Source organism: Ginsengibacter hankyongi, from assembly GCF_008710285.1.
Lineage (GTDB): Bacteria > Bacteroidota > Bacteroidia > Chitinophagales > Chitinophagaceae > Ginsengibacter > Ginsengibacter hankyongi.
The window spans coordinates 1,926,324-1,938,237 of sequence record NZ_VYQF01000001.1 but is presented as its reverse complement, the minus strand read 5'-3'; the positions used below and the strand labels follow the sequence as shown (position 1 = coordinate 1,938,237).

Here is an 11,914-nt window from a genome sequence, read left to right as displayed (position 1 = left end):
TTCTTCGTTTTTCATAAGCAGTAAAAATGAATTTTTATTTCAGGTGAATATTTATATTTTTGCCGCCCGTTGGTGCGGTAGCTCAGTCGGTAGAGCAAAGGACTGAAAATCCTTGTGTCGGCGGTTCGATCCCGCCCCACACCACTTTCAGGGGAAGTATACTTTAGGAATACTTCCCCTTTTATTTTTCTAAATGAAAGAGTTTTTCCTAATGACTGTAGCAACGGAACTAACGGTTATGGATAAACGTAATTATCTTCCGAAGTCATCCTGCACCCGAACAATATCTTCTTCATCGCTTGGATGATCCGGGTCTGTATGTTGCCAGATTTCTGCAACAATTCCCCACGAGTCAAGGCCAATGAGCCGGTGTCTTTCTCCCTGGTGAAGCGAAATAAGCGTATTTATTTTTTTAGTTTCGATAGGGCCTTCTACGTCAGTATTGCTTCTTTTTACACCAATCTCACCTCCAATAACTTTCCATATTTCCGATCTGCGGTGGTGGTACTGCCAACTCAGTCTTTTATCTCGTTCAACAATTAATATTTTAGGGCTTTGTTTACCTTTTCTTTCCTCGTTATCTTCCCCAGTCTCATTAAAAAAATAATGTTTGAATTTTGAGGATTGAGATTCGTCAATGACAAAAAACCCTCCCCAAGGCCGTTCCTGGTCGATTTTTATTATATTAAATCCTTTTTCAAGTAAAAATGTTTTTACCTTTTGAAAAACCTCTCTTTTCGAAGTTTGATTTGTAAATAAAAGATTCATTGAAAACTATTATAACAGTGTGTGAATGATCATCTTCCCATATATACCATAAGTATTTGCACATCGCTTGGATTTACACCACTAATGCGGCTCGCCTGCCCCAGAGTCTGGGGTTTTATTTTATTAAATTTTTGCCTCGATTCATTTGATAATGATTTTATTTTATCATAATTGAAATTATCGGGGATCACCTGACTTTCGAGGCTACTCATTTTTTTAACCATTTCTTCTTCCTTTTCCAGGTATACTGCATATTTTATTTCGATTTCTGCCTGTTCTATAACTTCTTCAGAAAAAGATTGTGTGAGCTCTTTCAGTACGGTTGAACAGCTTAAAATTCCTTTTAAACTAACATCGGGACGAACCAACAATTGTGCTGCTCTTGTTTTATGGTTTAATGATGATGAAGATAACCCGTCTAGGTAAGTATTAAGATCTGTTGGATCTAACTTAACATCTTGTAAAATTTGGATCAGTTGTCCTATTTCTAATTTTTTATTAATCACCTTTTCCAATCGTTCTGGTGAAGCGAGACCAAGCCTAAAGCTTTTTTCTGTTAAGCGTAAGTCTGCATTGTCCTGACGCAGTAGCGTTCTGAATTCAGCCCTGCTGGTAAACATTCTGTACGGTTCTTCCGTTCCCTTATTTACGAGATCATCAATTAAAACGCCTATGTAAGCTTCGTTTCTCTTCAGAACCAAAGGTTCTTCATTTATTACTGCCTGGTGGGCGTTAATACCGGCCATTAAGCCCTGACAAGCCGCTTCTTCATACCCAGTAGTGCCATTAATCTGTCCTGCAAAAAATAAGTTTTTAATTGACTTGGTTTCAAGACTGAGTTTTAACTGGGTTGGTGGAAAATAATCGTACTCTATTGCGTAGCCTGGTCGAAACATTTTACAATTTTCAAAACCTGGAACTTTTTTGAGGGCTTTGAATTGAGTCTGTTCAGATAAAGAGGAAGAAAATCCATTTACATAAACTTCTATAGTATTCCAACCTTCAGGTTCAACGAAAAGTTGATGTCTTTCTCTTTCTGCAAATCTGTTGATTTTATCTTCGATGCTTGGACAATACCTTGGTCCCTGGCCCTGTATTCTGCCTTGGAACAATGGACTTTCATGAAAACCAGATTGCAATAATTGGTGTACTTCCGGATTAGTATAAGTTATCCAGCAACTTAATTGTTTCTTAGGTTTTATAGTGTTTAGAAAAGAAAAGCCCTTAATTTCTAAATCTCCTTTTTGTTCGTCCATCTTTGAATAATCAAGCGAGCGGCCATCAATTCTGGGAGGAGTTCCGGTTTTAAGCCGACTACTTTCAAAGTCCCATTCAACTAATTGTTCAGTAATCCCTGAAGAAGATTTTTCGGCCATCCTTCCCCCTTTCGACTGTCTTTCCCCGATATGAATTATTCCATTTAGGAAAGTGCCATTTGTAAGAACGACCGATTTTGAATGAATTTCATGTCCCAGAGCCGTTTTTACACCCGTAATCGTGTCCCCCTTCTTAAGTAGACCAATTACAGAATCTTGATAAAAATCAAGATTCTGTATGCTTTCTAGCATTAATCTCCATTTTGCCGAAAATTGTTGCCGGTCGCTTTGAGCTCTAGGACTCCACATGGCAGGGCCCTTGCTTCTATTCAACATCCTGAACTGAATCATCGTTTCATCTGTCACGATGCCCGAAAAACCACCGAGTGCATCTATTTCTCGTACAATTTGGCCCTTCGCTATTCCCCCCATTGCAGGATTACAGCTCATTTGCCCCATGTTTTGCATGTTCATAGTAATAAGTAGCACCTTGCTACCTAAATTGGCGGCAGAGGCAGCGGCTTCGCAACCTGCGTGCCCGGCACCTACTACTAAAACGTCGTATTGTGGAAACATTTCACAAATTTACCCAATTTGAAATAAGTGGAGAATTTGTTTCACGTGGAACGTTTCACGTGAAACGATATTGAGAAAGATAAAAATTCTCTTTCTCTCGCATAATTTCCTTTTCTTTTGAGGAATGGTCCGAAAAGCCACATAGATGAATAATTCCATGAATCATAACCCGGTAAAGTTCTTCTTGAAAATCAATCTTTAGAGATTTTGAATTTTCAAGAACTCTTTCTATGCTAATATAAATTTCTGCTGTAAGTGGGGCTGATTTGTCTGATAATGTGAAAGTTATTATATCAGTGTAGGTATCATGATTCAAATATTTTCTATTCAATTCCAATAAAAATTCATCTTTACAAAAAATATAAGAGAGACGTTCAAAATCGACCTTTTCATCCGCAAATATTGAACGGAGAAAACCTTTCAATTTCTGTTTATTCTTTATTTCCGGAGACCCCCCTTGATTATAAAATTTTATTGTTTTCAAAACATGGTATTTCTAAAATCGAAAAAAAGTGTAAAGGATGAATGATATATTTACCTCAAGATTATTAAGATGAATTTATCGCAGGTAAAAACGGGTACAAAAGTAAAAATTAAGTCTTTTGAAAATGACGAGATTATATTGAAATTAATGGAGATGGGTTGCCTTCCGGAGGAGGAAGTTACAGTTTGGAAAAAAGCGCCCTTTGGTGATCCAATTTATATCATGGTTGCTGGTTATTCACTTAGCCTAAGATTAGATGAAGCGGAAAAAATTAATGTCGAATTCATATAATTACTAAAGAAAGATACCTTGAAAATCGGGTTGTATTTTGGGTCATTTAATCCAATTCACATCGGGCACTTAATTATAGCAAATCATGTTGCGAATAATACCACGTTAGATCAAGTTTGGTTTGTTATTTCACCGCAAAATCCTCTTAAAAACGAAATTTCTCTTTTGAATGAACATCACCGTAAACACTTAATAGATCTCAGTATAGAGGGCGAAAAAAAACTCAGAACATCGAACGTTGAATTCAAACTTCCAAAACCATCATACACAATCGATACCATGGCTTACTTGTCTGAAAAATATGCACAACACGCATTTTCGATAATAATGGGAAGCGATAGTTTTAGTAATATAAAACGTTGGAAAAATTTTGAAATGCTTTTAAAAAATTTTGAAATTTATATTTATGAAAGACCTGGATTTAAAGTACAAGTAACTCATGGCGCAAGGCTTACTATACTTACTGCACCTTTACTTGAAATTTCGAGTACCCATATCCGTGAGTTAATTCAATTAAAAAAATCTATAAAGTTTCTCGTTCCCGATATAGTAAAAGAAGAGATCGAACGGCACCAGTATTATAGCTGAGAAATTAAATAATTAACCCGAGAAGCAAGCATCCGATTACGATATAAGGAGAACGGATTTTCGTAAAGTTTAGGAGTAAAAAAGTACCTATAATAACAAAAATATTTACAAAACTTACTGTATTTAGTGCCGTAATCGAAATGTCTTTTAAAAGATAGAGAAAGGCAGCCCCCATTATTCCCACAACAACAGCATTAATTCCTTCAAGGGCCCTGAAAACAATTACATACTTTTTTAAATTATGCCACACAGGATAGAAAAACAGCACAAGCAAAGCACTCGGCAGAAAAATTCCAATACAACCAATTACACATCCTAGTAGCTGCATGTATTTTCCCTCGTCTCGTAACACCATTCCTCCCGTATATGAAGCCACGGAGAAAACCGGGCCAGGTATTGCACGAACAAGCCCCCACCCGGTCAGGTATTGCTCTTTGGTCATGTATTGGGTTTTTTTTCTTACCACATATTGCTCGTACATCATAGGCATAAGAACATCACCGCCGCCAAAAACAAGGCTTCCAAAACGATACACATTTTCTGTAAGATTAAATGCACGTTTATCTTTCCAATCGTGCCTACGGGCTGTTTCACTTAAAAAACCAACTATAATAAACAAGAGAACAAACAGCCAAATGTTGGTCCATTTTATTTGTTTGGGCCTTATGCTTTCTCTTTCCGGAATTCTTTTATCACTAAAGTTAGTAACAACGCCGCCTAGTATAATTAGAATTGGAAATACCCAAGGCGTCTTAAACAACAGGTAAGTTGCTAATACTCCAACAAGCATAATAACAAAAGTGATCGTGCTCTTTATGGATATTTTATACATTCTAAAAGCCGCAAAAGCAATGAAACCAACGGCCATAGGTTGCACATAAGAAAATATATTGAGGGTAACATGATAAGTATTTATGTAATACACAAGGAAGGAAAATGAACCCATTAATATACTTGCAGGTAGTATCCAGATTATAAGTGTAAGCACCGCTAAAGGAACCCCGCCTCGTTTGTATCCTATTAAAGTAAGAGTTTGGGTTGAAGTGGCGCCGGGTAACAACTGACAAAACGCAACATATTCCATTAATTCTTCCCTGGTAATATCCCGTCGCCTTTCAACAAAGGTTTTCATCATCATTCCGAAATGTCCCTGTGGACCACCAAAGGCAGAGATTGTATAAAAAAAAACCGCCTTTAAATACGGAACATGCCTGAACAATACCATTTTTGACTGCTATAAACTTTTAATAATATTTTATTCTAAATTTTATTGATAAAAATAATTTTATTTTTTTAACCCAATTTCTCTTAGTCTTTCGTCAAGGTATTCGCCTGCCGTGATATCCTTATAAACTTTACGGTGTCCTTCATCAACACAGCTTTCAAGAGCAGCAAGGCTCATGGCAGATTTTGGATGAAGAAAGAATGGAATTGAGAACCGTGAAGTATGCCATAATTCTCTCGGCGGATTTACAACACGGTGTGTTGTGCTTTTTAATTTGTTATTAGTTAAACGTTGCAACATGTCGCCAACATTTACTACTATTTGATCCGGAAGAGAAGTGACATTCACCCACTCATTCTTTTTAGTAAGAATTTGTAACCCATCTGCCGATGCGCCTACAAGTAAGGTTATTAAATTTATATCTTCATGTTGTTCAGCACGTATCGCACTTTTTGGTTCAGAAGTTATCGGAGGATAATGTATTGCCCTAACTATAGAATTCCCTTCTTCAATAAAATCATCAAAATAATGTTCATCTAAATCTAAATATAATGCGATTGCTTGTAACAAAAATTTTCCTGATTTTTCAAATGCCCTGTAAGCGTTCAAGAATGTTTCATTAAACCCAGGAATATCATCAACTTTTACGTTATCAGGATATTCGGATTTTAATCGATGGTCTTGCGAAACAATTTGTCCATATTGAAAAAATTCTTTCAAATCCGGCGCATTGCTTCCCTTTGCATGTTCCTTTCCAAATGAAGTATAGCCTCTTTGCCCCACCAACTCTGGATTTTCGAAATTCTTTTTCTTTTCCGACGGAAGAGAAAAAAATTGTTGAACAAACTTGTATAAGTCTGCAATAAGTTCTGATGGAATGCCATGATTTTTTACTGCAACAAAACCAACATCTTCATACGCTTTACCAAGCTGCTGAACGAAGGCCGATTTTTGTTTAGAAGCTCCTTTTACAAAATCTCCTAAATCCACAACAGGAATATTCATATTGTTATTATTTTCAAATTAAAATTGTGAATGTAGTTTTGAGTATGACAAATTACAAAAGAAATTTTTTATTAAGAGTTTTAATAATTGTTATTTTATTTGTTCCCTTCTTTTATACATCTTCCTGTACCACTCAAAAATATATTAGATCTATTAATTATAATTTTAAAAAAGATAATAGCAAACCAGATTACAGCAAATTAAATTATTGGGCTGCACATCCTTTTAAATATGATCCATCTGATAATATCCCGAAAGGGATAAAGGATAAATCAAAAGACTCCTTAGCAGATGTTTTTTTTATTTATCCAACTACATACACGGATAAAAAAATGCCCATGGGATGGAATGCAGGTATTAATAATAAAAAGCTTAACAAGAAAACAGACAACTCAACTATACTTTACCAGGCAAGTGTTTTTAATAAGTATTGCCGGGTGTTTGCTCCCCGATACAGGCAGGCAAATATTGGGGCGTTTTATACTTTAGATACGGCAAAAGGAGAAGAGGCTTTTAACACTGCTTATGAAGATGTGAAAGCAGCGTTTATATTTTATTTAAAGAATTATAATAATGGACGGCCGATTATAATTGCCTCCCACAGCCAGGGAACATTGCACGCCGGAAGATTGCTTAAAGAATTTTTTGAAGGAAAGCCTTTACAGAAACAATTGGTTTGTGCATACATTATTGGTTTGCCGGTTTTTGATAACTACTTTAGCCAATTGAAGCCCTGCTCAGTTTCGACAGCGACAGGATGCTTTATTAGTTGGCGAACATTTAAAGAGGGCTATACGCCTGGGTATGTTAAAGAGGAAACTTTAAAAGCCGATGTGATAAATCCTCTTACCTGGACCATGGATACAACAAAGGCGCCGGTACGTTTAAATAAGGGAGCAGTTTTAAAGAATTTTAAGAAAGAAAATGCAGGGTTGGTTCATGCACAAATTCATAAAAACATTTTATGGGTGAATAAGCCTAAATTTTTTGGAAGTGTTTTCCTAAGAATTAAAAATTATCACATCGCCGACTATAATCTCTTTTATGAAAATATAAGAGAAAACGTTGGAACAAGAATATATTCTTTTTTAGAAAGAAATAAACGTCTTAATTAAAAATCAGCATTCTTTGGAAATCTTGGAAAGGGAATTACATCTCGAATATTAGTCATACCGGTAACGAACTGAACCAGGCGTTCAAAGCCAAGCCCAAAGCCGGCATGCGGGCATGTCCCAAATTTTCGGGTATCAAGGTACCAAGACAATTCTTTTACAGGAATGTTCATTTCTTTCATCCGCTCTTCAAGTTTTTCTAATCGCTCTTCTCTTTGTGAGCCGCCAACAATTTCACCAATTCCGGGTGCAAGAATATCCATTGCAGCAACTGTTTTTCCATCATCATTTTGCCGCATATAAAATGCTTTAATTTCCTTTGGATAATTGGTTAATATCACAGGTTTTTTAAAATGTTTTTCTACTAAGTAACGCTCATGCTCACTTTGCAGATCAACGCCCCACTTGTCAATTAAAAATTGGAATTTCTTTTTCTTGTTATGATTTGATTCTTTTAAAATTTCTATGGCTTCAGTATAGGTAATTCTTTCAAAATTATTATTGATTACAAATTCAAGTTTTTCAATAAGCCCCATTTCATTACGTTCATTCTGCGGCTTCTGTTTTTCTTCGTCCAAAAGGCGGGAGGCGAGAAAGTCAAGGTCTTCGCGATTATTATCTAACGCATATTTAATAATATATTTTATAAACTCTTCTGCCAGATTCATGTCATCCTCAAGATCACTAAAAGCCATCTCAGGCTCAATCATCCAAAACTCAGCCAGGTGACGGGCAGTATTAGAATTTTCTGCTCGAAAAGTTGGACCAAATGTATATACGTCGGACAATGCCAATGCACCAAGTTCTGCCTCAAGTTGCCCACTTACAGTAAGGTTTGTAGGGCGGCCGAAAAAATCCTCTTTATAATTTATAGTACCATCCTCATTTTTGGAAGGATTTTCAAGGTCAAAATTTGTTACATGAAAAGTTTCACCGGCCCCTTCCGCATCAGATGCTGTTATTATGGGTGTATGTAAATAAATAAAACCCTTATCATTAAAAAACTTATGAATCGCATAAGCTAACGAATGTCTTATCCTAAAAACTGAACCGAAAGTGTTTGTTCTAAACCGCAAATGGGCAATTTCCCTCAAAAATTCAAGGCTATGTTTTTTAGGTTGTAATGGAAATTTCTCAGCATCACTATCACCTATGACTTCGATGATTTCTGCCTTTAGTTCAAATTTTTGTCCTTTTCCTAAAGAAGGAATAATGGTACCCTTTACTTTTAATGCAGCTCCGGTTGTAATTCGTTTTAATAATTCCTCATTGTAATGGCCAAGTTCTGCAACAACTTGTAAATTATTATTGGTACTACCGTCATTTAAAGCAATAAACTGGTTGTTTCTGAAAGTTCGAACCCAGCCCATAATAGTTATGTTATGGTTAACCATATCACTACCCAGAACTTCTTTTATACGTATTCTATCGTTCAGCATTTTATTTATCAATTATTGCAAATATAAAATAACACGAAAGAGAATCAAGTAAGAAAATTTTAATAAGCTTTGTAATGTGATTAGCCAAAAAACACCCAAAATGATTTATAAAAATTAATAATATTTTTCTTTTTTTGTAAATTTGGCGTATTATTGCAAAAGAAAGCTGACTGTTACTTTCTTTGCTACGGTCTCATAATAGTTTTTTTAATAGAATCCATTCCATAATAAATCATCAAAATTTAGATTTTGCAATTTTCAGGCTCGTTTGATAATTAATCTACACGTCTCTTTATGTATGACATTTTACAACTGAACGATATGCTCGTTCCGGAGTTGCTCGATATAGCTGAACAACAAAGCATTTCCAACGCAAACACATTAGAAAAGCAGGAATTAATTTATAAAATTCTTGATAAACAATCGATAATGAATAACACCGAAAAAAAGCCGCTTGAGACTGAAAAGCCTAAGCGGAAAAGAATAGTTAAAACACCATCTGCTGAAGCGGCTCTTGATGAAGCTGTAATTGCAGATCCGGCAAAAGAAATCAAACCTAAGAAGATTGAGGAAAAGAAAAAGCACGTAAAAAAACATAAGGACGAGGAGTCTGAGATAGTTAACGAAAACGAACAACCGATCAAAGTAAGAGAACAACTTTCAGACCCAAAATCTATTGCTCCAAGCCTTGTAGAATTATTGAATGATGAAAATGAGGAAGAGTTACAGGAACCGCCTTTAAACACAAATTATCAATCTCAACAAAAAACATTTCAACAAAAAAAAGAACCGGCGTTTAATATAGAATTTGATGGAGTTATTTTGGCCGAAGGTGTTTTGGAAATGATGCCGGACGGTTATGGATTTTTACGAAGCAGCGATTATAATTATCTTTCCTCCCCTGATGATATATATGTTTCACCGTCTCAAATAAAATTATTTGGCCTGAAGACCGGCGATACCGTTTACGGCTCTGTTCGTCCGCCAAAAGAGGGTGAAAAATATTTCGCCTTACTAAAGGTGGAAACCATTAATGGTAAAGGACCCGATGAAGTTCGTGACCGTGTTCCTTTTGATTATTTAACACCTCTCTTTCCGTTCGAAAAACTAAATCTATTTTTAACACCAAACAATCTCTCTACCAGGATCATTGATTTATTTACTCCGATTGGAAAGGGACAAAGAGGTCTGATTGTTGCCCAGCCTAAAACTGGTAAAACAATGTTGCTGAAAGAAATTGCTAATGCAATTGCAGCAAACCATCCGGAGTGTTACTTAATGATTGTATTGGTTGATGAAAGGCCTGAAGAAGTTACAGATATGGAACGTAGTGTAAAGGCTGAAGTAATAGCTTCAACTTTTGACGAACCCGCTGAAAAACATGTGAAAGTAAGTACTATGGCTCTTCAGAAAGCTAAGCGACTTGTTGAATGTGGCCATGATGTGGTAATTCTGTTGGATAGTATAACCCGTCTTGCCCGTGCCCATAATACCGTTGCTCCAGCAAGTGGAAAAGTTTTATCGGGCGGTGTTGAAGCAAATGCGATGCAGAAACCCAAGCAATTTTTTGGTGCAGCAAGGAAAATAGAATTTGGCGGTTCACTAACCATTATTGCTACAGCTTTGGTGGATACAGGAAGTAAAATGGATGAAGTTATTTTTGAGGAATTTAAAGGAACTGGTAATATGGAACTTCAACTCGACCGCAGACTATCAAACCGCAGAATTTTCCCTTCCATCGATATTGTTGCTTCATCTACGAGGCGTGATGATCTTTTACTTGACAAGGAAGTATTACAACGTATGTGGGTATTACGCAACCATATGGCAGATATGAACCCGGAAGAAGCCATTAATATTTTGATGAAAAATATGAAAGGCACAAAAGATAATATGGAATTTCTTACTTCAATGAATGGATAATTTATAATTAAATTTCAAGGATATTTATGAAACCACTTTGAAAAGTGGTTTTTTTGTTTAGAAAAAATTTCGATGAATGCCAATTGAACAAATTGATATTGAAAATTTTTTGCGACTCTCAAATGAAAGCCCCATTTTAGATGTGAGAAGTCCGGGTGAGTTTTCGCATGCGCATATTCCGGGAGCCGTATCATTGCCTCTTTTTACTGATGAACAACGAAAAATAATCGGCACAGCATATAAACAACAAAGCCGGCAAATAGCAGTAAAAATGGGACTTGAATATTTTTCGGAACGGATGAAACTTATTCCTGAAGAGGTAGAAGAAATATGCAAAAGCCGGCAAAAAGCAAAACTAAACGGGCAACTTAAAAGTGTTTCTATATTATTACATTGCTGGCGCGGGGGAATGCGCAGCGGTGCAGTTGCATGGCTTTTGAACTTATATGGCTTTAAGGTTTATACATTAAAAGGTGGTTATAAAGCTTTTCGAAAATGGGCTCTTGCACAGTTTGAAAATGAATATAAATTAAATATTCTTGGTGGATATACAGGATCGGGGAAAACCATGCTGCTGCAGGAAATGAAAAAAGTTGGAAATCTTGTAATTGATCTTGAAAAACTGGCCAATCATAAAGGGTCAGCTTTTGGTTCCCTCGGCGAAGAAGATCAGCCAACACAGGAGATGTTTGAAAATCTTTTTGCAACTGAATTGTACAAAGCAGTTGAAAGCGGAAAAGACATTATGACTAACGGAGAACATTACACGAAAAACTCAAGCGAAATCTGGCTCGAAGATGAAAGCAGGCATATAGGAAGGGTTGGCATTCCTAATAGGCTTTGGGATGCCATGAGAAAAAGCCCGTTATATTTTCTTGATATTCCTTTTGAAGAAAGACTTAAACATGTTATCGAGATATATGGAAGATTTGAAAAGGAAGAACTGGAAAAATCTATATTGAGAATACAGAAAAGGTTAGGGGGTCTTGAAACTAAAAAGGCAATTAATTTTTTGCATGAAAATAATTTGCATGAATGCTTTTCTATTTTACTTAAATACTATGATAAGTTTTATATGCATAGCTTGTATAAACGAGAAAATCTAGAAAGTGTTTTAAATAAAATATCCTGCGCAACCGTTGATTTAAATAATGCCCGAACCTTTTATAATCAAAGTGCGTGAGTTA

11 protein-coding genes and 1 tRNA gene are annotated in these 11,914 nt (G+C 35.9%); 6 read left to right on the top strand and 6 right to left on the bottom strand.

Annotated elements, in window-relative coordinates; all coding sequences use genetic code 11:
* The first annotated feature begins 71 nt into the window (after window positions 1-71).
* A tRNA-Phe gene (locus FW778_RS08190) sits at window positions 72-144 on the top strand.
* Between the two features lie 108 nt (window positions 145-252).
* On the opposite strand, the gene FW778_RS08185 is transcribed toward FW778_RS08190, so the two are convergent.
* From FW778_RS08185 to ybeY, 3 genes are read right to left on the bottom strand one after another with little or no spacing between them, the layout of a single operon-like run.
* A complete protein-coding gene (locus tag FW778_RS08185) occupies window positions 253-768 on the bottom strand; it encodes a cupin domain-containing protein (protein WP_150414110.1) in 516 nt (171 codons plus the stop codon).
* A gap of 29 nt (window positions 769-797) precedes the next feature.
* On the bottom strand, window positions 798-2,660 hold the full coding sequence (gene mnmG / locus FW778_RS08180; RefSeq protein WP_150414109.1) for a tRNA uridine-5-carboxymethylaminomethyl(34) synthesis enzyme MnmG: 1,863 nt from the start codon (window positions 2,658-2,660) through the stop codon (window positions 798-800).
* 55 nt (window positions 2,661-2,715) lie between these two features.
* On the bottom strand, window positions 2,716-3,144 hold the full coding sequence (gene ybeY, locus FW778_RS08175; protein ID WP_150414108.1) for an rRNA maturation RNase YbeY: 429 nt from the start codon (window positions 3,142-3,144) through the stop codon (window positions 2,716-2,718).
* 69 nt (window positions 3,145-3,213) lie between these two features.
* Here ybeY and FW778_RS08170 point away from each other — a divergent pair, with 69 nt between their 5' ends.
* The gene (locus tag FW778_RS08170; RefSeq protein WP_150414107.1) at window positions 3,214-3,435 is read left to right on the top strand and encodes a FeoA family protein; all 222 of its coding nucleotides are present in this window, start codon (window positions 3,214-3,216) and stop codon (window positions 3,433-3,435) included.
* Window positions 3,436-3,453: 18 nt separating this feature from the next.
* A complete protein-coding gene (nadD, locus tag FW778_RS08165; protein ID WP_150414106.1) occupies window positions 3,454-4,023 on the top strand; it encodes a nicotinate (nicotinamide) nucleotide adenylyltransferase in 570 nt (189 codons plus the stop codon).
* Between the two features lie 4 nt (window positions 4,024-4,027).
* Here nadD and chrA read toward each other — a convergent pair whose 3' ends face one another.
* Window positions 4,028-5,248, bottom strand: a complete 1,221-nt coding sequence (chrA, locus tag FW778_RS08160) for a chromate efflux transporter (protein ID WP_150414105.1) — start codon at window positions 5,246-5,248, stop codon at window positions 4,028-4,030.
* 60 nt (window positions 5,249-5,308) lie between these two features.
* Window positions 5,309-6,253, bottom strand: a complete 945-nt coding sequence (locus FW778_RS08155) for an isopenicillin N synthase family dioxygenase (RefSeq protein ID WP_150414104.1) — start codon at window positions 6,251-6,253, stop codon at window positions 5,309-5,311.
* A gap of 26 nt (window positions 6,254-6,279) precedes the next feature.
* Here FW778_RS08155 and FW778_RS08150 point away from each other — a divergent pair, with 26 nt between their 5' ends.
* On the top strand, window positions 6,280-7,368 hold the full coding sequence (locus FW778_RS08150; protein WP_150414103.1) for a DUF3089 domain-containing protein: 1,089 nt from the start codon (window positions 6,280-6,282) through the stop codon (window positions 7,366-7,368).
* On the opposite strand, the gene asnS is transcribed toward FW778_RS08150, so the two are convergent.
* Window positions 7,365-8,804 carry an asparagine--tRNA ligase gene (gene asnS, locus FW778_RS08145; RefSeq protein ID WP_150414102.1) on the bottom strand — a complete coding sequence of 480 codons (1,440 nt, stop codon included), beginning with the start codon at window positions 8,802-8,804 and terminating at the stop codon, window positions 7,365-7,367. The two genes, FW778_RS08150 and asnS, sit on opposite strands and share 4 nt — an antisense overlap.
* Before the next feature lie 294 nt (window positions 8,805-9,098).
* Here asnS and rho point away from each other — a divergent pair, with 294 nt between their 5' ends.
* Window positions 9,099-10,727 (top strand): transcription termination factor Rho, encoded by a 1,629-nt coding sequence (rho, locus tag FW778_RS08140; protein WP_150414101.1) that lies wholly within the window; start codon window positions 9,099-9,101, stop codon window positions 10,725-10,727.
* Between the two features lie 76 nt (window positions 10,728-10,803).
* On the top strand, window positions 10,804-11,910 hold the full coding sequence (gene mnmH / locus FW778_RS08135) for a tRNA 2-selenouridine(34) synthase MnmH (RefSeq protein ID WP_150414100.1): 1,107 nt from the start codon (window positions 10,804-10,806) through the stop codon (window positions 11,908-11,910).
* Window positions 11,911-11,914: the final 4 nt, after the last annotated feature.